Origin of the sequence: Aestuariivirga sp. (genome assembly GCF_046294715.1) — a bacterium.
In the GTDB taxonomy this organism is placed as follows: domain Bacteria; phylum Pseudomonadota; class Alphaproteobacteria; order Rhizobiales; family Aestuariivirgaceae; genus Aestuariivirga.
On the sequence record NZ_JBKBKI010000007.1, the window covers coordinates 87,522 to 108,741 of the forward strand.

Annotated in this window: 18 protein-coding genes and 2 tRNA genes; 14 read left to right on the forward strand and 6 right to left on the reverse strand. The window is 64.0% G+C overall.

The window, feature by feature from the left end; translation table 11 throughout:
* Positions 1-77 precede the first annotated feature (77 nt).
* From ACK4HL_RS07200 to ACK4HL_RS07220, 5 genes are all read left to right on the forward strand, one after another.
* A complete protein-coding gene (locus ACK4HL_RS07200) occupies positions 78-1,496 on the forward strand; it encodes an NAD(P)H-hydrate dehydratase (RefSeq protein WP_409757869.1) in 1,419 nt (472 codons plus the stop codon).
* Complete coding sequence (locus ACK4HL_RS07205; protein WP_409757872.1) at positions 1,493-2,374, forward strand: DMT family transporter; 882 nt, start codon at positions 1,493-1,495, stop codon at positions 2,372-2,374. Before ACK4HL_RS07200 ends, ACK4HL_RS07205 begins: the two co-directional genes overlap by 4 nt.
* Positions 2,375-2,480: 106 nt before the next feature.
* Positions 2,481-2,565, forward strand: a tRNA-Leu gene (locus tag ACK4HL_RS07210).
* A 59-nt stretch (positions 2,566-2,624) separates the two neighbouring features.
* Positions 2,625-3,986 carry a trigger factor gene (tig, locus tag ACK4HL_RS07215; protein WP_409757875.1) on the forward strand — a complete coding sequence of 454 codons (1,362 nt, stop codon included), beginning with the start codon at positions 2,625-2,627 and terminating at the stop codon, positions 3,984-3,986.
* A 126-nt stretch (positions 3,987-4,112) separates the two neighbouring features.
* Positions 4,113-5,474 (forward strand): methyl-accepting chemotaxis protein, encoded by a 1,362-nt coding sequence (locus tag ACK4HL_RS07220; protein ID WP_409757878.1) that lies wholly within the window; start codon positions 4,113-4,115, stop codon positions 5,472-5,474.
* Positions 5,475-5,489: 15 nt separating this feature from the next.
* On the opposite strand, the gene ACK4HL_RS07225 is transcribed toward ACK4HL_RS07220, so the two are convergent.
* On the reverse strand, positions 5,490-6,491 hold the full coding sequence (locus ACK4HL_RS07225; protein ID WP_409757881.1) for a threonine/serine dehydratase: 1,002 nt from the start codon (positions 6,489-6,491) through the stop codon (positions 5,490-5,492).
* 175 nt (positions 6,492-6,666) lie between these two features.
* Here ACK4HL_RS07225 and ACK4HL_RS07230 point away from each other — a divergent pair, with 175 nt between their 5' ends.
* The 5 genes from ACK4HL_RS07230 (at position 6,667) to ACK4HL_RS07250 (ending at position 12,578) form a co-directional block, all read left to right on the forward strand.
* Positions 6,667-7,299: an ATP-dependent Clp protease proteolytic subunit gene (locus ACK4HL_RS07230; protein WP_409757884.1), complete on the forward strand. Its 633-nt coding sequence runs from the start codon at positions 6,667-6,669 to the stop codon at positions 7,297-7,299.
* Between the two features lie 196 nt (positions 7,300-7,495).
* A complete protein-coding gene (clpX, locus tag ACK4HL_RS07235) occupies positions 7,496-8,764 on the forward strand; it encodes an ATP-dependent Clp protease ATP-binding subunit ClpX (protein ID WP_409757887.1) in 1,269 nt (422 codons plus the stop codon).
* A gap of 250 nt (positions 8,765-9,014) precedes the next feature.
* Positions 9,015-11,441: an endopeptidase La gene (gene lon / locus ACK4HL_RS07240; RefSeq protein ID WP_409757890.1), complete on the forward strand. Its 2,427-nt coding sequence runs from the start codon at positions 9,015-9,017 to the stop codon at positions 11,439-11,441.
* Positions 11,442-11,635: 194 nt separating this feature from the next.
* Positions 11,636-12,289, forward strand: coding sequence for a hypothetical protein (locus tag ACK4HL_RS07245; protein WP_409757894.1), 654 nt, complete (start codon positions 11,636-11,638; stop codon positions 12,287-12,289).
* A gap of 213 nt (positions 12,290-12,502) precedes the next feature.
* Positions 12,503-12,578, forward strand: a tRNA-Val gene (locus tag ACK4HL_RS07250).
* A gap of 9 nt (positions 12,579-12,587) precedes the next feature.
* Here ACK4HL_RS07250 and ACK4HL_RS07255 read toward each other — a convergent pair.
* Positions 12,588-12,959 carry a hypothetical protein gene (locus ACK4HL_RS07255; RefSeq protein WP_409757897.1) on the reverse strand — a complete coding sequence of 124 codons (372 nt, stop codon included), beginning with the start codon at positions 12,957-12,959 and terminating at the stop codon, positions 12,588-12,590.
* 242 nt (positions 12,960-13,201) lie between these two features.
* Here ACK4HL_RS07255 and ACK4HL_RS07260 point away from each other — a divergent pair, with 242 nt between their 5' ends.
* Complete coding sequence (locus ACK4HL_RS07260; RefSeq protein WP_409757900.1) at positions 13,202-13,807, forward strand: DUF302 domain-containing protein; 606 nt, start codon at positions 13,202-13,204, stop codon at positions 13,805-13,807.
* A gap of 58 nt (positions 13,808-13,865) precedes the next feature.
* Here the strand turns inward: ACK4HL_RS07260 and ACK4HL_RS07265 are convergent, their stop codons facing one another.
* Positions 13,866-15,368, reverse strand: a complete 1,503-nt coding sequence (locus tag ACK4HL_RS07265) for an FAD-dependent oxidoreductase (RefSeq protein WP_409757903.1) — start codon at positions 15,366-15,368, stop codon at positions 13,866-13,868.
* Between the two features lie 80 nt (positions 15,369-15,448).
* On the opposite strand from ACK4HL_RS07265, the gene ACK4HL_RS07270 reads away from it, so the two are divergent.
* Positions 15,449-16,834, forward strand: a complete 1,386-nt coding sequence (locus ACK4HL_RS07270; RefSeq protein ID WP_409757906.1) for an exonuclease domain-containing protein — start codon at positions 15,449-15,451, stop codon at positions 16,832-16,834.
* Here the strand turns inward: ACK4HL_RS07270 and ACK4HL_RS07275 are convergent.
* From ACK4HL_RS07275 to sbmA, 3 genes are read right to left on the reverse strand one after another with little or no spacing between them, the layout of a single operon-like run.
* Positions 16,807-17,592, reverse strand: a complete 786-nt coding sequence (locus ACK4HL_RS07275; protein WP_409757909.1) for a MipA/OmpV family protein — start codon at positions 17,590-17,592, stop codon at positions 16,807-16,809. The two genes, ACK4HL_RS07270 and ACK4HL_RS07275, sit on opposite strands and share 28 nt — an antisense overlap.
* Positions 17,593-17,644: 52 nt before the next feature.
* Positions 17,645-18,460: a glutathione S-transferase family protein gene (locus ACK4HL_RS07280; RefSeq protein ID WP_409757912.1), complete on the reverse strand. Its 816-nt coding sequence runs from the start codon at positions 18,458-18,460 to the stop codon at positions 17,645-17,647.
* 11 nt (positions 18,461-18,471) lie between these two features.
* Complete coding sequence (sbmA, locus tag ACK4HL_RS07285; RefSeq protein WP_409757915.1) at positions 18,472-19,722, reverse strand: peptide antibiotic transporter SbmA; 1,251 nt, start codon at positions 19,720-19,722, stop codon at positions 18,472-18,474.
* Between the two features lie 97 nt (positions 19,723-19,819).
* On the opposite strand from sbmA, the gene ACK4HL_RS07290 reads away from it, so the two are divergent.
* Together ACK4HL_RS07290 and ACK4HL_RS07295 are read left to right on the forward strand one after the other, a co-directional pair.
* Positions 19,820-20,797, forward strand: a complete 978-nt coding sequence (locus tag ACK4HL_RS07290) for a small ribosomal subunit Rsm22 family protein (RefSeq protein WP_409757918.1) — start codon at positions 19,820-19,822, stop codon at positions 20,795-20,797.
* Entirely contained in the window at positions 20,794-21,174 is a 381-nt protein-coding gene (locus ACK4HL_RS07295; protein ID WP_409757921.1) for a RidA family protein, read from the forward strand. The genes ACK4HL_RS07290 and ACK4HL_RS07295 overlap by 4 nt, the downstream gene beginning before the upstream one ends.
* Positions 21,175-21,220 lie beyond the last annotated feature (46 nt).

Genomic DNA, 21,220 nt, shown 5'->3' on the forward strand with positions numbered 1-21,220 from the left:
GAGGGCAAGATTGCCAGTCGAACGCCCCTTTTGCGCGATTGGTTCCTCAGTGACGGGGGATGGGCTAACTTCCGCCCATGACCCACGAACTCTTGACCCCCGAGGAAATGTACCGGGCCGACCGCCTCGCTGCGGAGGCGGGGATTGCCTCGCTGCTGCTCATGGAAAATGCCGGCCGCGCCGTGGCCGAGGAGATCGTGCGCCGCTACGGCGCGCGGCCCACGCTGGTGCTCTGCGGACCCGGCAACAATGGCGGCGACGGCTTCGTGGCCGCCCGTTACCTGAAGAGCTGGGGTTGGCCGGTAAGGCTGGGGCTACTCGGCGCCCGGGATGAGCTCAGAGGTGACGCGGCAGCCATGGCACGACGCTGGGAAGGCCCGGTCGAGCAGGGCGTATCGATCGGCAATGCCCGTCTCATCGTCGATTCGCTGTTCGGTGCGGGGCTTTCCAGGGAATTTCCGGCAGAACTGGCGGGCGCGATCAACGCAGCGGGTTGTCCAGTGGTGGCGGTGGACGTGCCTTCCGGTCTCGACGGACGAACGGGCCAGCCGAGGGGCGCCAGCGTCCGGGCCGAGCTCACCGTGACGTTTTTCCGGAAGAAGCCTGGCCATGTGCTGTTGCCGGGCCGGATGTTGTGCGGCGAAACCGTGGTGGCGGAGATCGGCATTCCTGAATCGGTATTGCAGAAAATCCAGCCAAGAGCTTGGATCAACAGCGAAATCTGCACTCCTGAACCCGCAATGGCGGGCCACAAGTATGGCCGCGGCCACGTCGTGGCCGTCTCGGGTGGGCCGCTCAACACGGGAGCCTCGCGCCTCGCCGCAGAGGCCGCTCTCCGGGCAGGGGCGGGACTCGTGACGCTCTCCGGCACGCGCGAGGCGCTTGCCGTGCATGCCACGCAGGTGACGGCGGTGATGCTTTCGGATGTGCCGCTGGCGTCACTGCTTGCCGATCGACGCAAGAATGCCGTGGTGGTTGGTCCTGCTGCGGGTGTCGGCGCCGAGACGCGGGCCAACGTCGAAACCGTCTTGACCTGTGGAGCGGCGGCGGTGCTTGACGCCGACGCGTTGACCAGCTTCGCGAACGATCCGGAGGTTCTGTTTGGCCTGATCGGTTCGCAACCTCAGCGACCCGTCGTCCTGACACCGCACGCGGGCGAATTTGCGCGCCTCTTCAGCGGTTTGCGAGAGGGAAGCGATTCAAAGCTCGAATTGGCGCGACGGGCTGCCGAATGCTCCGGCGCGGTCGTGGTGCTGAAAGGTGCCGATACCGTGATCGCCGCGCCGGACGGGCGGGCTCGCATCAATGTCAACGCGCCGCCCTCGCTCGCCACCGCCGGGTCGGGAGACGTGTTGGCCGGGCTGGTGGCGGGTCTGCTCGCCCAGGGGCTCCCTGGCTTCGAGGCTGCCTCCGCCGCCGTCTGGCGGCACGGCGCGGCAGCAACCCTCCCTGGGCCGGATGGTCTGACCGCGGAAACGCTGCGCGACGCGCTATGAACCGGCCGTTTCCGCTGCTCCTCGTCACCGGGCTTGCCTTCGGCGCCAATTTCCCGCTGGGCAAGCTCGCCGCCGCGGCAGGCGTAAATCCGGCGCTGTGGGCGGCGGTGATCTGCCTCGGCGCCGGAATTTCCGTTCTCGCGGCCGCAACCCTGTTCGAGAAGGCACCGCCCGTGCCGGGAATCTATCGATATGCAGCGATCTCGGGCCTTGTTTCGAACGTGATCCCGCTGTTCCTCACTTTCGCCGCCATTCCTCATATCGGCAGCGGATTGGCAGCGATCCTGGTCGCGACCTCGCCGGTGACGACGGCGCTGCTATCCATGCTCCTCAGGGTGCGGCCGCCGAACCTTCTCGGCCTTGCCGGTATTGCGGTGGGGCTGGCCGGCGCTGTGACCATCATCCTGGCGCGCCATGTGAGCTTCGCTGGCGGGGAAACGCACTGGCTGTTCCTCGCCGCGCTGATCCCGGTCTTCCTCGGAATCGGCAACGTCTACCGCAGCATGGCCTGGCCCAGGGGTGCGGGGCCGATGCGACTCGGCGCCATGGTCAACCTCGCCGCTGTCCTGCCGCTGCTCCTGCTCGCCAGCCTGGGGGCCGGTCTCGACCTCCTGCCGCTCCTTGCGGTGCCCGGTCTTGTCGCAGCGCAGCTCATCGCATCGACGGCGATGTATCTCACTTTCTTTCGGCTGCAGGCGGTGGGCGGCCCGACCTACCTCTCGCAGATAGGCTACGTGGCGGCGGCGGTGGGGGTGGGCGCCGGCATCGCCTTCCTGGGCGAGAGCTATCCGCCCCTGGTGTGGCTGGGAATTGCGGTTGTGGCAGCCGGGATCGGCCTTTCGACACTGGCGCAGGTGAGGCCCGGCCGTAAGCCGTGAAACCGCTTTCCGCCATTCAGAAATCGGGCGTTTTCTTCACTGGCATACCGAAAACCCCTCTGCTATAGACCGCGCCCATTGCAACGGCCCGGGCTTTTGCTCGCGCGCGGGCGTGGTGAAATTGGCAGACACGCTGGATTTAGGTTCCAGTGGGGAAACCCGTGGGGGTTCAAGTCCCTCCGCCCGCACCATGCGCGAGCCGAACGCAATCCGGAGCCACTGGCCCATTGAATAGACGGAAGCAGGAACGATGCAGGTTACCGAGACGCTCAGCGCTGGCCTCAGGCGCGAATACAAGGTGGTGGTCAATGCGGCCGAGCTCGACAAGGAGCTGAACGCCAAGCTCGTGGACCTGTCCAAGCGCGCCAACATCAGGGGCTTCCGCCCGGGCAAGGTGCCGGTGAGCCATCTCCGCCGGGTTTACGGCAAGTCGGCCATGGCCGAGGTCGTCCAGGATACGATCGACTCGAAGTCCAAGGCTCTGCTCGAGGAGAAGAAGCTGAAGCCGGCCTACCAGCCGGAGGTGAAGCTGCCGGAAGACCAGGCAGAGGTCGAGGCCATCATGGACGGCAAGGGCGACCTCGCCTTCTCGGTCGCACTCGAGGTGATCCCCGATTTCGAGGTGAAGGACCATTCCGGCCTCGAGCTCACCCGCCACGTGGTGGAGGTGACCGAAGACCAGATCCAGGAGACCCTGAAACGCATCGCCTCGCAGTCCAAGGGCTTCGGCGACAAGGAAGGCGCGGCCGCGACAGGCGACCGTGTGACCATCAATTTCGTCGGCACCATCGACGGCACCCCCTTCGAGGGCGGTACGGCTGAGGACGTGTCGCTCGAGCTCGGCTCGGGCCAGTTCATCCCGGGCTTCGAGGAGCAGCTCGTGGGCGCCAAGGCCGGCGACGAGGTGACGGTGAAGGTGACATTCCCTGCCGATTACGGTGTTGCCGAGCTTGCCGGCAAGCCCGCCGAATTCGCCACCAAGGTGACCAAGGTCGAAGGCGCCCAGGAGGCCGAGATCGACGATGAGTTCGCCAAGAAGATGGGATTGGAGGACCTCGGCAAGCTCAAGGACATGGTGAAGGAGCGCATGGCCGCCGAGTTTGCCCAGATGACGGCGATGAAGCTGAAGCGCGACGTGCTCGACGCGCTGGACAAGGAATACTCCTTCGATCTGCCCGAGAAGCTGGTCGACGCCGAGTTCAACGGCATCTGGAATGCGCTGACCGGTGAGATGAACCGCTCCGGCAAGACCTTCGCCGACGAGAACACGACCGAGGAGGAGGCACGCAAGGAGTATCGCGCCATTGCCGAACGCCGCGTGAGGCTGGGCCTCGTGCTCGGCACCATGGGCGAGAAGGAGGGCGTTCAGGTGACGGAGCAGGAGCTGCAGAACGCGCTCATGGGACGCATGCGCCAGTTCCCCGGCCAGGAGAAGATGGTGATCGACTATTACCGCAAGAATCCGGCCGCCATGATGGAACTGCGCGGCCCCATCTTCGAGCAGAAGGTGGTGGATTCGATCGTTGCCAAGGCCAATGTCTCCGAGAAGGCCGTCAGCAAGGACGAACTCCAGGCCATGGTGCAGGACGAGGAAGACCAGGCCAGCGCCTGATCTCTTTAAAGATGAAGAACGCAAGCGGCCGGGCCTCGTGCCCGGCCGTTGCCATGCTGGGGCCCGCTCCAGCCCCGAACAAGGCTACGCATGGAACTGATGTCCGGCAGACCCGGAGATTCGTTCATGGCAAGCCAGCCCGCCGCCCCCGACAGCTCTCTTTCCTCCCGCCTCGCCTTCATCGGCCTCGACCAGCGCGCCCGCGACAGCCTGCGCCGCTGCAGTGCAAGCGTGATGAAGGTGCTTCCCGGGCTGCTCGATACCTTCTACGCCGTCATCCGCCGCCACCCCGAGATGAGCAAGTTCTTCCCGACGGACGAGGCCGTGGCCCGCGCTCACCGCGCCCAGCTCGATCACTGGCGGATCATCGCCAACGGGGATTTCGGAGACGAGTATGTAAGCAAGGTCACGCGAGTGGGCATGACTCATGCGCGCACCGGGCTTGAGCCGCGCTGGTACATCGCGGGCTATGCCATGCTGATCGAAGGGCTGGTGAAGGAAGTCCTGAAGTCGCCCACGGCGCTGATGCCCGGGCGCCGCCAGGCGACGCTCGATTCCGTTGGCAGCCTGGTGCGCGCCGCGCTTCTCGACATGGATTATGCCATCTCGGTTTACATCGAGGCCTCGGAGGAGGCCCGCCGCAGGGCCGAAGAGCGCATGCGGACGGAGGAAGAGCAGGTGCAGAAGGAGCGCGAGACGGTGCTTGGCGCGCTGCGCACCGCGCTCTCGCATCTTGCTTCCAAGGACCTGACCTACCGCATGACGGAGGACGTGCCCGGCGCTTACCGCCAGCTCGTCGCCAACTACAACGCCGCAGCCGAGCAGGTGGAGGGCGCCATCACGGCCATCAACGACAGCATCGGAACGATCCGTGCGGCGACCCGCGAAATCGCCGCGGCGTCTGGCGATCTCTCGCGCCGTGCCGAGGAACATGCCCACATGCTGGACAACACCGTGACGGAACTCGGCAAGGTGACGGAACTCGGCAACGGATCCGCCGTGCCCCGCGAGGACGAGCCCCGCGAAGAATCGACCATCAGCCGCACCATCGCGGCAATGCGCGGCATCGAGAGCTCCGCCCGCAAGATCACCCAGATCATAGGTGTGATGGACGAGATCGCCTTCCAGACAAACCTGCTCGCGCTCAATGCAGGGGTGGAGGCAGCGCGCGCCGGTGAAGCGGGCCGCGGCTTCGCCGTCGTTGCCTCGGAGGTGCGCGCCCTGGCGCAGCGCTCGGCCGAGGCGGCCAAGGAGATCAAGGCGCTGATCTCGCAATCCTCCGACCAGGTGGGCAATGGCTCGCGCCTCGTTCAGGAGGCCGGGGCGGCGATGCGGAATTTCGGCGTAATGATGGACCGCATCGACCAGATTACCCAGCAGAACGCCGCCATGGCCGAGCAGTCGACCGCCGCCAGCCTGTCCCTCGCCCAGCAGGCGGACGAACTCGCCAACGAGGTGAGGAAGTTTCGCATCGGCACGGCCGCGTGATCGGATCCGGGCATCCTACAGAACCCAGGCCTTCACCTGCTCCTCTGTCAGGTTGCTGCCGCAGATGATGGTCGCGAGGCGGCGGTTCCGAAAGCGCTCGGCAAAGGTCAGGATGGCCGCCACGCCTGCCGCCCCGGAAGGCTCCGCAAGCTGGCCCGCCTTCCGGAAGAGGAGACGCATGGCGGTGACGAGCGCCTCGTCATCCACCAGCAGCACCTCGTCAACGATGCCCTTCATGTCCTCGACGGCTTCCGCGATAGGCACCCGGACGCCGATGCCGTCGGCGATGGTGGAAACCGAGGGCGCGATGACGAGCCGGCCCGAGCGCCAGGACTTCTCCATTGCATCGGCTCCGCGGGCCTGAACGCCGATGACCTCGGTTGCAGGGCTGACGGCCTTGGCCCAGCGGGCGATTCCGGTGAGCAACGCGCCGTTGCCAAGCGGCACCAGGATGGCCTCCGGCAACTCTCCTTCCGCCAGTTCCATGGCGATGGTGGCGGCACCCTCGGCGGCTTCGGGGTCGAGCCCGTCCGCCACCCAGAGCCCGCCCGTCTCCCGGGCGTGCGCTTCGGCGGCAATCTTGGCCGCATCGAAATCCTCGCCCGTGAGGACGACCTCCGCGCCCAGCGCCTTCATGCGCGCCACCTTGAGCGGGTTGGCCCCCGTGGCGGCGAAGAGGGTAAGCGGCAGCCCGTGTGCGCGGCAGGCGTAAGCCACCGCCTGACCCCAGTTTCCCGCACTCGCCCCCACGATGCGGCTTCCGCCGATTTCGCCATCGGCCAGTCGGCGGGCGACGAGGTAGCCTGCGCCGCGCCCCTTGAACGAGCGAATTGGGTTTGTGGTCTCGAGCTTCAGAGTTAGCTGGCAGGAGAGGGCCTCGCTGAGGGGCTCGCAAGCGAACTGCGGCGAGTTCAGGAAGACGGGGTCGATGATCCCCGCCGCCCGCACCACATTGGCAAGCTTCAAGCGGTGGTGGGGCAGGGTATCGAGCGGTGTGTGCGGTTTGAAACTTTTCATGGGGTCCTGGATTGCGGTAGTCGATGCAGTCTGCGCCAGACCCGCCACGTCCCGCAATTCCCCGGCCGGTTACCGGACAACCTGCAATTAACGCTTTGGGCGAAGCCTCTTCCATCCTCCCGCAGGCTCCCCTATCTATGGCACCAGAAAGAAGCGATTCAACCCAAGGAAAAGCATGCGCGATCCCGTCGAGTTTCTCACCACCGGTGCATTCTGGCCCTCCGTCATCCAGCAGGAGAGCCGGGGAGAGCGCGTCTATGACCTTCCGTCCCGCCTGCTGCGCGAGCGCATCATCTTCATCACTGGCCCGATCGACGACAACGTCGCGGCCTCCATCTGCATGCAGCTCCTGTTCCTCGAGGCGGAAAACCCCAAAAAGGAAATCTCGATGTACATCAACAGCCCGGGCGGTGTCGTCACCTCCGGCCTGTCTATCTACGACACCATGCAGTTCATCCGCTGCCCTGTTTCTACCACAGTGATGGGGCAAGCAGCCTCCATGGGCTCGCTCCTGCTGACCGCGGGGGAGAAGGGCTTGAGGTTCGCGCTTCCGAACTCCCGCATCATGGTTCACCAGCCCTCGGGCGGTTACCAGGGCCAGGTCACCGACATCCTGATCCATGCCCGCGAAGTGGAAAGCCTGAAGCGCAGGCTCAACGAAATCTATGTCCACCACACCGGGCGCGACTACCAGACCATCGAGGAGGCCCTCGAGCGCGACAACTTCTTCACTTCGGAAGCCGCACTCGCCTTCGGCCTCATCGACAAGGTGATCGAGAAGCGTCCGATGCCGGCCGAAGCCAAGTGAGGACACCGGATTTCCACCGGAAATTGCGCCGGTGGGGCAGAAGGTAATCAATTCTTGATTAACCATGTCTGCCCATGCTGAAGTATCGATTTGAGTCCGGTGCGTCCGGACAGGGTGGGATGGATCTGCGGCAATTGCGGTGAAGTCTCAGTGAAGCCTGCATGCGTAAGATGCAGCATTCGTCCGAGGAGAGCTAATGAGTAAGGCAACGGGGAGCGACAGCAAGAACACCTTGTACTGCTCCTTCTGCGGCAAGAGCCAGCACGAGGTCCGCAAGCTGATTGCGGGCCCGACCGTGTTCATCTGCGATGAGTGCGTGGAACTCTGCATGGACATCATCCGCGAGGAGAACAAGACCTCGCTGGCGAAATCCAAGGACGGCGTGCCCACCCCGCACGAGATTCGCAAGGTTCTGGACGACTACGTCATCGGCCAGGAGCACGCCAAGAAGGTGCTCTCGGTGGCCGTGCATAACCATTACAAGCGCCTGAACCACGCCCAGAAGAATAACGACGTGGAACTGGCGAAGTCGAATATCCTGCTGGTTGGCCCCACGGGCTCCGGCAAGACGTTGCTCGCCCAGACGCTGGCCCGCATCCTCGACGTGCCTTTCACCATGGCCGACGCCACCACGCTGACGGAAGCCGGATACGTTGGCGAGGATGTCGAGAACATCATCCTGAAGCTGCTTCAGGCGGCTGACTACAACGTCGAGCGCGCCCAGCGCGGCATCGTCTACATCGACGAGGTGGACAAGATCAGCCGCAAGTCGGACAACCCCTCGATCACCCGGGACGTATCGGGCGAGGGCGTCCAGCAGGCGCTGCTGAAGATCATGGAAGGGACGGTCGCTTCCGTTCCGCCGCAGGGCGGCCGCAAGCATCCCCAGCAGGAGTTCCTGCAGGTGGACACGACCAACATCCTGTTCATCTGCGGCGGTGCCTTCGCCGGCCTCGAGCGCATCATCAACCAGCGTTCCAAGGGGTCGGGACTGGGCTTCGGCGCCGACATCCGCTCGCCTGAGGACCGGCGCACGGGTGCGGTGCTGCGCGAGCTGGAGCCAGAGGATCTCCTGAAGTTTGGCCTCATCCCCGAATTCGTCGGCCGTCTGCCGGTGGTAGCCACGCTCGAGGACCTCGACGAGACCGCCCTGATGCAGATCCTGGTGGAGCCCAAGAACGCGCTGGTGAAGCAGTATCAGCGGCTGTTCGAGATGGAGGGCGTCAAGCTCACCTTCCCGGACGAGGCGCTGCACGCCATTGCCCGCCGCGCCATCGAGCGCAAGACGGGTGCCCGCGGTTTGCGATCCATCATGGAGTCGATCCTGCTCGAAACCATGTTCGACCTGCCGGCCATGAATGGGGTCGAGGAGGTGGTGATTTCGAAGGAGGTGGTGGACGGCACCGCCAAGCCGCTCCTGATCTATGCCGACAAGCAGAATGGCAAGGCCACTGCCTCCGCCTGACGGAATTTTACCCTGGGTTTCAGTTGCCGATGGCCGGGTCCGTGACCCGGCCATCGCCGTCTCCGGGGGTACATTGAAATTCGTGAACCGGAACTCCACATCTGGGCTCGAGGCTGAGGCTGCTTTCCAGGGGGTTTTGTGCGTAAGATGCACCTGATTCACGCGACTGCGGCCGAAAGGTCAAACCGGGCGCCCTCGTTTGGCGGCATTTCTGCGCCAGACTCGCAGGCGGCCCACGAAAGGAAGTAGAATGAGCAAAATCGCCCCTCCCGCCGGCAGCCTGGAAACCATCCCCGTCCTGCCGCTCCGCGACATCGTCGTCTTTCCGCACATGATCGTTCCGCTCTTCGTGGGGCGCGAGAAGTCGATCAAGGCGCTGGAAGAGGTGATGCGCGAAGACAAGCGCATCCTGCTCGTGGCGCAGAAGAACCCCGCCGACGACGATCCGGCATCCGACGCCGTCTACGAGGTCGGAACGCTGGCGCAGGTGCTGCAGCTTCTGAAGTTGCCCGACGGCACGGTGAAGGTGCTCGTCGAAGGCTCCGACCGGGCCCGCGTGCACGGCTTCTCCTCGCGCACGGACTTCTTCGAGGCCGAGGTCGAGGTGCTGCCGTCCGATTTCGGTACCGCCGCCGAAACCGAAGCGCTTGCCCGCACCGCTGTCACCCAGTTCGACAGCTACGTGAAGCTGAACAAGAAGGTGCCGCAGGAGGTCCTCGCGTCCGTGGCGCAGATCACCGATCATTCGAAGCTCGCGGATACCATCGCCGCCCACCTCGCCATCAAGATTCCCGAGAAGCAGGAGCTTCTCGAGATGACCTCCGTGCCCCAGCGGCTGGAGAAGGTCTATGCCCTGATGGAGGGCGAGATCTCGGTGCTCCAGGTCGAGAAGCGCATCCGCTCGCGCGTCAAGCGCCAGATGGAGAAGACCCAGCGCGAGTACTATCTGAATGAGCAGATGAAGGCCATCCAGAAGGAGCTCGGCGACGGCGACGAGAAGAACGAGGTCGACGAGCTCGAGCAGCGCATCAAAAAGACGAAGCTTTCCAAGGAAGCGAAGGAGCGCGCGGAGGCCGAGATCAAGAAGCTCCGTCAGATGAGCCCGATGTCGGCGGAAGCCACCGTCGTGCGCAACTATCTCGACTGGCTGCTCGGCATTCCGTGGGGCCAGAAGAGCAAGGTCAAGCACGACCTCAAGTTCGCCGAGGATGTCCTCGACGCCGATCACTTCGGCCTCGACAAGGTGAAGGAGCGCATCCTCGAATATCTCGCAGTGCAGAGCCGCACCAACAAGCTGCGGGGCCCGATCCTTTGCCTCGTCGGCCCTCCCGGCGTCGGCAAGACGTCTCTCGGGAAGTCGATCGCCAAGGCCACGGGACGCGAGTTCATCCGCATGTCGCTTGGCGGCGTTCGTGACGAGGCCGAGATCCGCGGCCACCGCCGCACCTACATAGGCTCGATGCCCGGCAAGGTCATCCAGTCGATGAAGAAGGCGAAGAAGTCGAACCCGCTCTTCCTGCTCGACGAGATCGACAAGATGGGCATGGACTTCCGCGGCGATCCTTCGGCGGCGCTTCTCGAGGTGCTCGACCCCGAGCAGAACTCGACCTTCATGGACCACTATCTCGAGGTCGAATACGATCTCTCGAACGTGATGTTCGTGACGACGTCGAACACGCTCAACATTCCGCCGGCATTGCTGGACCGAATGGAGATCATCCGGATCGCGGGCTACACCGAGGAAGAGAAGCTCGAGATCACCAAGCGCCACCTGATTCCCAAGGCCATGGAGCACCACGGCCTGCAGGCGAAGGAATTCGAGGTGACGCAGGACGCCCTCTATGAGGTCATCCGCCGCTACACCCGCGAGGCGGGCGTGCGCAACCTCGAGCGCGAGATCAATTCACTGGCCCGCAAGGCGGTGAAGGAACTCATGAGCGTCAAGACCAAGAAGAAGATCACGGTGACGCCGGAGGTGGTCCACCAGTATCTCGGCGTGCCGAAGTTCCGCTTCGGCGAGGCCGAGCGGGAGGACCAGATCGGGGTCGTTACGGGCCTCGCTTGGACGGAGGTCGGCGGCGACATCCTGACGATCGAAGCGTTGATGATGCCGGGCAAGGGCAAGATGACCGTTACCGGCAACCTGCGCGACGTGATGAAGGAGTCGATCTCGGCAGCCTCGTCCTACGTGCGCTCGCGCGCCGCGTCGATCGGCGTCAAGCCGCCGGTCTTCGACAAGCGTGACATTCACGTGCACGTGCCGGAAGGTGCCACGCCGAAGGATGGTCCGTCTGCCGGCATCGCCATGGTGACCGCCATCGTTTCGGTGATGACGGGCATTCCCGTGAGGAAGGACGTTGCGATGACGGGCGAGATCACGCTCCGCGGCCGCGTGCTGCCGATCGGTGGGCTGAAGGAAAAGCTGCTCGCTGCCCTCCGCGCCGGGATCAAGAAGGTGATGATCCCGGAGGAGAACGTCAAGGACCTCGCCGAGATTCCGGAGAACGTCAAAGCGGGTCTCGAGATCATCCCTGTCTCGCGCATGGATGAGGTGCTGAAGCACGCGCTGGTGCGCATGCCTGAGCCCATCGTCTGGGACGAGGAGGCTGAAGAGGCAGCCGCCGCCGCCCGCGCCGCGGCCGAGAAGTCCGGCGAGAGCACAGCTCGGGCCCACTGAAACCTCCCCGAGACACGAACAAGAGGCCGCCCTTCAGGGGCGGCCTTCTTTGCTTCAGGCAGCGGCATTTCCACTATTAACCAGTCTCCGCGGCCTTGCTGCCGCTTGGGAACGGAACTTCAGCCTTTCACGTTCACGCCTCCGGGCGGTTCACGGGATCGCTTCGTGACCGCCGGTTGTAAAAGGAGGTTCGAATGCGAATTCCCTCTCTCTTCCAGGTTTTAGCATCCGCAGCGCTGCTCTCCCTGATTGGCGCCGGATTGCCCGCCGACGCGCAGGCGGGGCAACTCGTCTCGGGCGTCACGGCCAAAGTCGGCGGAGTGAGCGCTGACGTCGGTGCAAAGGTGAACGTCGGCAGCGGGAAACTTTCCACCGACGTCGACGCCAATCTCGGAAATCGCACGACGGTGAAAGCTCGGATCGGAGACACAACGAGCAGCTTCACGGCCAAGGCAAGAATTGCCAGAATCATCGACGCGCGTGCGCGCCTTCTCGGACCCAAGCGGCTTCTGGAGCTCTGTGCATCCGTCGGGGCGAAGAGCTGCAATGGCAAATCCCGGGGCACGCAGATGAAGCTGATCGAGGCACGGCTACGCCTACTTTCCGGAAAGGAGTTGGCGCGTGTGTGTGTGGCGGTCGGAGGCAGCTGCGGCGGCACCACCCTGTCGGCGAGCCCGGCACCCCCCCGTGGCGATGTGGAGCCACCTAGCAGGCCGGGCAATCTGAGCCTCGCCAGCACGCGTGGCGAAGGTGCCCGCGAAATGCGCCTCACCTGCCGCAGCATCCTGGGACAGCCCGCAAAATATGAGGTGGGGCTTGTGAAACTCTGCCGCCAGATGCTCCAGTGAGCCAAGTGACTGGCTTGAAAACAAACACGAATCACCGCCACATGTCCCGTGTAATGCGTAGCCTGCGGGACAATGGCAACAGGAGACGGTGATCGGGAAGAGCTAGCTTCTGGAACGACTCAAATCACATCAGCCCCGTGCGCCCTCAGAACCCGCACGGGGTCTTTTGTTGGCTTGATTGTCCGCGCCCCCAGCGCTAATGCACTGGCGAGAGGGCGATTAGCTCAGCTGGTAGAGCGCTTCGTTTACACCGAAGATGTCGGGAGTTCGAGTCTCTCATCGCCCACCAAACGGCAAGTCAGTAGTTGAGCGTGTATTGCAGCAGCATCAGCGAAGCCGCAGCAGCATTTATCGCCCATCCGAACGTCAGCACGCGTGCAAGCCATCCCCAGGCTTCCCGTTCTATTCCCAGTGGATCGCTGTAGATGTTGAAGGCGCTGCGCCAGATGCTGAGCAGGATGAAGGCCGTGTAGAACAGAGCGGCACCCAAGAGCACAAGCAAAACCGGGGCCGGCAGGAGCCTTTGCATTACGCCTGCCATTAGAACGAACCCCCCGAACGTGCTGAACAACACTCCGTAAACCCAGAAGAGCTTCCAAAGCGGTCCTTCACCGTTCCAGTAACCGTGGACTTCGTCGAAGAGGCGGGTTTGCACAATCTGTGCCGACATGGCGATCTCCTCTCAACAGTGATCTCCAAATTATCAGTGTACGCCGCTTTCAGCGAGGGCACAAATGCAGGCAGTGCAGAACAGGAAAACGCAAGCGGCATCGAGCAGTCGCCAACAGAGGGCGACAACCGGCCACTCGCAGTGCGAAACTGCGCTCGCTCTCGTTGAAATCGTTGAATTGAACATCGGTGCTGCTGGCGCGTTCCGGAGGCGACTGAATCTTGTGGAAGCGGATGGGCGCAATGAAAGAATACTACTTTGCCACGGAGTTCAGGATGTCGTTCAATCAAGCGGAGAAGACTGTCTTGTCCGCCTTGAGTAATCGGGGATTTGGCGTGCTGACCTCGATCGACGTACAGGACACGTTGCGCGGCAAGCTGGGCGTGGAAACTCCACCGTACAAAATCTTTGGCGCTTGCAACCCGCAACTGGCCCGCAAGGCCCTCGAGGCGGAGCCGAGGATTGGGACGATGCTGCCTTGCAACGTCATCCTCCGCGAGACAGGCGACGGCAGGGTGGAGGTGGCGGCGATTGATCCGGTTGCGTCCATGCAGGCTATCGACAATCCCTCTCTGACGGGGATAGCGCACGAGGTGCGGGCCCTCCTTCAAGCTGTCATCCATGACTTGAGCGGCCATGCTCAACGCGAAGCATCGCCGCAGGCGCCGGAAGACGATCTCATCGACGCCGCCTCGGAATACTCGTTTCCCGCCAGTGACCCTCCCTCTTACATGGGCGGCGCTGCCGTGGCGGGCCCGCCGCCGGAGGAACAGGACAAGACCAGGGAACCGGTAACCCGTGCACCTTCGGCGCCGGAAGAAGTGAAGCCGACGAAGGATTGCCCCTAAGAGCGAGCATTTCTATCACGCGTCCGGAGCCCGAGAGATGCGTAACGGGTCGGCGCTCCTAACCCTCGATTTCGCGCTTCAGGGGGGTTACGGCTGGGCCGTGGATCACTTCGCCGTCGATGCCGAAGCGGGAGCCATGGCACGGGCAGTCCCATGTGCGGTCGGTCTCGTTCCAGCCGAGAATGCAGCCCATGTGGCTGCACACGCCGGAAACGGCGTGCAGCGAACCGAGGTCGTCGCGGTAGGCAGCTATCCGTTTGCCGCCGATGTCGAGAATGGCCGCCTCGCCCGGCGAGAGTTCATCGAAGGACTTCGGCCGGCGAGCCAGATAGCCGCTCACAAGATGGCCGGCCACCTGGAGGTTCTCTTTAACGAAATTCCGGGCACTGGCCATCGGCCGAACCCGCGTTGCGTCGAAGATTTCGGTCCAGGGATTCTCGCGCCCGGCCGCAAGGTCGGCAAGGAGAAGGCCGGCCGCCGTGCCGTTGGTGATGCCCCAGGCCATGAATCCGGTGGCTACCAGGTATGCCTTGTCTCGCGAACTCGACCAGCCGACAAAGGGCGCGCCGTCCATGGGGTTGTAATCTTCGTTCACCCAGCGGTGTGTGATGGGTCCTGCGGCAAATTCGCGGCTGAACCAGTGTTCCAGCTCCGCGAAATGGCGGCGCTCGTCGTCCGTTTCGCCGGGCTTGTATGCAGTGCCCGCGGCAATGCCGTAAACAGTTCCATCTTCCGCAACATGGGTGCGGATCGAGCGGCCGGGGTCCTCGACGCTGACATGCATGCCGTCCGGCACGCGGATGATGGGACCAGCGATGACGGGCTCGGCTTGCGGATAGGCTTCGGCGAAATAGCCGCCCACCTCGCCCAGCGGCAGGTGGGTGGCCATGACCACATGCCGGGCCGTCACCGCACCATGCTCAGTTTCGACCCGGGTCGGCTCCCAGCGGATGGCGCGGCTGTTCTCGAACACGTGGCATCCGGCGCCTGGGATCGTGCGCGCCAGACCTGCCACGTACTTCACGGGGTGGAACTGCGCCTGTTCGTCGAACCGCAGCGCGGCGACCGCGCCGAACGGCAGGTTTTCTCCGCGAACCACGCTCGCGGGGAGCCTTAGGCGTCGCGCCACCTCGGCCTCGCGTTCGATCTCCGACACGTGCTTTTCGAGACAGGTGAAGGTGAAGGCGGCCTTCCTTTCGATGTCACAGGAGATGCCATGCTCTGTGGCCAGCCGCAGGATTTCTGCGAGGCCAGCCTCCTGTGCTTCCGCATAGAGCCTGGCGCGAAGGGTGCCGAAGGATTTCTCGAGGTTGGCGTAGATCAGGCTGTGCTGGGAGGTGATCTTGGCGGTGGATCGCCCAGTCACCTGCTGGCCGATGCGTCGCGCCTCGACCACCGCGGCGGTAAGTCCGAGATCCTTCAGCCGCCGCGCCGTGGTGACGCCGACGATGCCGCCGCCGATGATGGCGACATCCACACGGATCTCACCGGCGAGGCGGGGGAATTCTTCCGCTGCGGCAGTGGAGCTCCAGTAGGTCTGTTCCGTGCGGGTCTCGGGCATGGGCACCTCCGGGCGATCTTTGCGGGAACTGCGCCCAGGCACTTCTGTTCCGTTCGCCTCCTGAGCTAGACTTCAGTGCCATGAACTTCGTCTTCTACGATGCGGAGGCGACAGGCCCGGAGCCGCGCCACGACCAGATGCTGCACGTGGCAGCGGTGCTGGCCGATGGGGACCTCGAGGAGCGCGAATGCTTTTCCCTCCGTTCCCGCCTGAAGCCGCACCAGCTTCCCACGCCAATGGCGCTGCTTCTCACCGGCCTCTCGGTGCAGGCGGTGACCGATCCCGCCCTGCCTTCGCACGACGAGATGGTGCATGACCTGCATAGGCGCTTCAGCGCCTGGCAACCTGCCATTTTCACGGGCTACAGCAGCCTCGAATTCGACGAGGAACTGCTCGCCCACTCTCTCCGTGCCAGCCTGCTTCCGCCCCGCCTCACCACTGCCCCAGGCAATGCCAGGCTCGACGTGCAGCGCCTCGCTCTCGCCGTCGAAACCTTCGCCCCGGGTGCGATTGCCTTCACCCGGCGGCACGACGGCGCACCGAGCTTCCGCCTCTCCGAACTGGCCCGCGCCAATGGCATCGCCCATCCTAACGCTCACGACGCGCTGGGCGATGTTCGTACCACACTCGCGCTGGCTCGCCTTATCAGGTCGAGCGTGCCGTGGCTGTGGGACCATATGGTGGAGATGGGCCGGGCCGACGCAGCGGCCGGCTTTGCTTCCTCCCATCCGGTGCGCCTTTACACCGAGTTCCATCACAACCGCCCGCATCACTGGCTGGTCACGGCGCTGGGGAACGGAACTGATGGATTGGTGGAAGTGGTGGGTTTCGACCTGGAACGGGACCCGGAGAAGGGGAGGGCACTTTCGGGAGAGGCACTTCGCCGCTGGGTTTCACGAAATCCAAAACCGATCCGCCCCATCAGGGTGGCGGAGTGCCCGTTCATCCTGCCGCGGGAGCGCGCCGCTGGCCTGCCAGGAATTCCCCGGTTCGATGATGAGGAATTGGACCGTCGCGCTGCGCTGCTGGCCGCGGATGCAGGCTATCGCTCCAGGCTGATCGCCGCATATGCCGAGACGGCGAGGAATAGGGAAATCCCCGACGACACTTACGCGCCGATTTCCTTTCATGCCGCAACATGGCCGGACCGCGCCAGCATGGCGAAAGCTTTTGCTGAACCGGGACTCAGGGCGCGTGCCTTGCGCCTGATATTCGATGAACGCCCGGATCTGCTGCAGGAGTCGACGCGGATGCGATTCGAATCAGAGACAGCCGCACGCCTCCTGGAATCGAAGGACAACGTGCCCTGGACGACGCTTACCAGGGCTTTCGACGCGACCGACGCCGCCTTCGAGCATGCGGCGACGGAGGATGTGGACCGGCTCGAAGGCCTGATCGCCTATCTTAAGAAGGAATTGGCCTGGGCCGAAGCGCTCGATCAGTCCAGGCTGAAGCCGAACTCGTAGCTGAGGCCTGCGCCGCCATAGAACTGGTTGGCGCTGCCCTCTTTGACGATCGGACTGTCGGCTGCCTCGCCGATGAGGCGGTCCCATCCGCCACGGAGGTGGAAGGTGAATTCTTCCGTTAGGTCATAGCTTGCTGTTGCGGCGAGACCCACGCTGTGGAAGCCGGCGCCGGCGTCATAGCTCTTGTCATAGACAGGACTGTCGGCCGCTTCCTTTCCAGAAATGCCGAAATAGGTGTCCATATAGTCGTCGGAGCCCCAGCCGGCGCGCGGACCGGCCATCAGCTGCAGGTCTTCCGTTGGATTGGCGATGAAGTCGAGGCCGAAATCCGCAACCTGACCGGAGTAGCCGTTGAACCCTTGGCGCACCTCGATGAAGCCGCGGATCCAATCGTGCCGGTAGGCCGCTCCCAGTCCCACTTCCAGCGCCCAATCGACATCGTCCAGACCCTCGAGTTCGTTCGAATCGGAGGAGTCCCGTCTGCCGTTGAAATTGAAGGAGGGATAGAGGCTGAAGCGCTTCACCCTTTCATCCCCGTCTATCACCTGCCCGATGCCGGGAACAAAGAACCTGCCGACCGAGATGATGGGGAAGGGCACTGCGATCACCTCGTCAGACCCGGGATAGCGGGGTTTCGCCATGACTCCGACCCCGAGATCGAGCACGTATTGCTCGTCCGGCATCTCATCGGCGGTGGCGGGGAAAGAGAAGGCAAGCAGCAGCGCTGCGGCGGACAGGGTGATCTTCAGCGGCGTCATCAGGTTCTCTCGTCGGATACGGCGAACAGGATACCAAGTTGCCGTCGCGGCGTCACCTGCCGATTTGAGCCCCCGCGCAGGGCTGGACAAGACCAAGCTCTGCATCGCCGGCCGCTTTCTCCTTCCCGCGCGGCGGCCACGGACGCTCGCGCCAGTGTGGAAGGAAGGCAAAGCTCGAACGCGCCCGCCCGGGAAGCAGGTCGCCGTTCCCGGCGCCCCAAGCATAATCATAATAGCTCTTCACGACCTCCTCGTAGCTCACCTGCTGTGCGGCGGGGTGGGCGAGGCAGGCATCGCGCCAGCGCCGGACGCGGGCGAAGTCCTCGGGAATGTCGTAGCCTTCGTAATAGTCGAGGAACCAGAAGCGCACGAAGATCGGTGCGTATACACACTCTGCGAGCCCGAAGCGGTCAAACAGATACTCGCTCCCGGGGGCCTGCCAGGATAGAAAGTCGTCGAGTTTTTGATACTGCGCCGTCATGGCCTCGGCCAGCGCCTCCCGCCTCCCCTTGTCCTGGCTCATCACGAAGCGGTAACCGGCGGCCACGAAATCACCTTCGAGCGCGATCAGCATGTTCTCGACGGCTCGCTCATAGGGGTCTGCGCGCGCCACCATGGGCGTCGGGAACAGGTCCTCGAAATAGCGGAGCAGCACGAGGCTTTCCTTGAGGATGCGGCCGTCCGCCAAATCGAGGATGGGAAGTGCCGTGGCGCCGCGCGTCTTCGCGAGGAGCGCCGGGTCACGGGGCCGGGTGACGTCGACCACCGAGAACTCCACTGCGTCGCGGCGGCCCTTGAGTTCGAGCAGGATCTCCACCCGCTGCGAAAAAGGGCAGACGGGGATGTGGTGGAGGACGGGTCTCGTCACGACGGCTTTCTTCACGCCAGCTGTCTGTTCTTCAGGAATTGCTGATCGAGTTCCGGCAGGCTGCCGCCCACGAGCGTCGCCTCGAAGGCCCGAAGGCGCTTGTAGACCGACATGAGCTCGATCATCGTGGGCCACGACTTGAGCAGGAACTGCAATGAATCGCGCACCTGCCCGAAGGCGGAAAGGATCTGGTTCAGTGGCCCCAGAGTGATCTTGCCTGCCACGATGGTAGGCGCCAGCACGATGAAGGGAAAGATATTGTCGGTCTGGATGTAGAGATAGCGGCCGACGTTGAAATAGAGATAGTTGAAGTAGAGACGGAAGTAGTTGACCCGCACCGCATGGAAGAGCTCGCTGAGCGCCGGCGGCTGGGCGCGGTTCGCATCGTCCTCCCCATAGACCAGCTCCTTGCGGTAGGCAGCCTCCACGCGCTGGTTGCGGAACTCGAGCCCCGGAAGTCTCACGCCGACCAGTGCCACCAACGCCGTGCCGAACACAGACCATAGCAGGGCGGCCGTGACCAGCGGATATGGAATGGCGCCGAGAACCGGCACTTCGGAAACATTGGCGGAGAGCCGGTGGAGCAACGGCAGGAAGGCGATCAGCGTCATCACCGCGTCGATGAAGTTGACGCCCAGGGTCTCGGAGAGTGCGGCGAAGCGCTTGGAATCCTCCTGCACGCGCTGCGAGGCGCCCTCGATGTGGCGCAACCGCGGCCAGTTGGCGGTGTAGAAATCATTCATCGCCGTGCGCCAGCGGAAGAGATAGTGGCTGACGAAGAAGTTGTTGAGCGCGATCACGGTCACGGCAACCGACGCGATCGAGAAGAAGGTGAGGATCTGGACGTAGAATTCGGAGAGCGTCACCGGCCTCGCCTTGGAGACGGCGGCCTGCACGAGATCCCAGAAAGGCCCATACCAGCCATTGATGGCGACGCTCACCTGGACCTGGAAATAGACGACGAAAACGATCAGCGCCGAGCCCAGCACGGACCAGGCAAACCATGGCTGCGGCGATAGCACCCGCCAGACCCCGGCGAAAATGCCGACCGACAGCGCGTAGTAGAGATAGAACCACAGGAAGGGCTTGGTCCAGAACACCGAGATGCCGATGACGGGCGGCGCGTCTGCGGGCGGATTTTCGAGCCACACGAGATAACCCAAATCCTTCGCTGCGAGGAACCAGAAGAGGACGACGAAGAGGGTCCACAGGGCGGCGGACGTGAAGAACGGGCGGGGCGAGGGGAAGAAGGAGACGAACATCTCTGAGCTTTCGCTTGCGGCAGTGCGGGTCTAAATGAGGCTTACGTCAGATAGGCCCGCCTGGGCAATGTGGGCAAATGAACTTCCTTTCACGAACATGAGCCTTTCCGGAGCATTCGGGTCCGCCATTGCGACATGGCTCGCGGCCCATGGCGGCGCGGGCGGGCGCCGGCAGGCGAGCGCGGCACTCTCCGCCACCTATCGTGCCGGCGGCGGCTCGCAGTCGATCGATCTCGCGAGCTATCTGGTGGCGCGGCTTCCTGCCACATACGCCGCGGTCTCCCGAGTGCTTGAAGAGTTACGGAAGCGGCGGCCAGGATTTCACCCGTTGAGCCTGCTCGATGCAGGCTCCGGGCCCGGCACGGCTTCCTGGGCGGCGGCCGGGCTCTGGCCCTCACTCTCGGCCGTGACCTTCCTCGACAACTCACCCAGTTTCCTGGCCCTGGCGCGGGAATTGGCCAAAGGGGGCCCGGAGCCGCTCGCTTCCGCCGCCGCCGTGGCCGGAACCATCCTCGCCCTGCCGGCGGGCGTTGCCGCCGATCTCGTGGTCGCCGCCTATGCCCTGGCCGAACTGCCGCTCGCCCGAGCGGCTGCGGCGGCGGAAGGCCTCTGGGCTTCGAGCCGTTCCGTCCTGGTGCTGGTCGAACCCGGAACCCCACACGGGTTCGCCCGCATCCGTGCCGCTCGGGACACGCTGCTGGCGCAGGGTGCCGTGCCCGTGGCACCATGCCCCCACGCGCTTGGCTGCCCCATTGCGGGCGAGGACTGGTGTCATTTCAGCGTAAGGCTGGCGCGGAGCCGGGCGCACCTTCACGCCAAGGGCGCGCTCGTGCCATTCGAAGACGAACGGTACGCCTATCTCATCCTGGCGCGGGAGGGAGACCCCACCGGCGGCGCGCGGATCCTGGCCCCGCCGGAGCACGCCAAGCCGGGCTCCAGCTTCAGGCTCTGCACGCACGGCAGCACCGAAATCCGGTACATTGCCCGGAGGAGCGGCGCAGCTTACAAACTGGCGAAGAAGCTGGGCTGGGGTGACCTGATGGCCCCCGAAAAGCAGGAGGAGGAGGGCTCATGACCCGCAAGCAGATTTCATCCGGATCGAAATTCGAAGCCGAGATCGGCTACTCGCGCGCCATCGTCGACGGCGACTGGATGTGGGTGTCCGGCACCACCGGTTTCAATTACGAGACCATGACCATCTCGGAGGACGTGGCGGAACAGGCCGACCAGACCTTCAGGAACATCAGGGCTGCCCTCGAAAAGGCCGGCTTCACCCTGGAGGACGTGGTGCGTGCCACCTACATCTTCCCCCGGGCCGAGGATTTCGAACCCTGCTGGCCGGTGTTCCGCAAGTATTTCGGTGAGACCCGCCCCGCATCCACGGCGATCGTTGCCCAACTCATTGATCCGCGGATGAAGATCGAGATCGAGGTGACCGCCAAAAAACGTTGAAGCCTCGCTTGACAGGGGGTAGGGGCTCATCTATCACGCGGCTCAC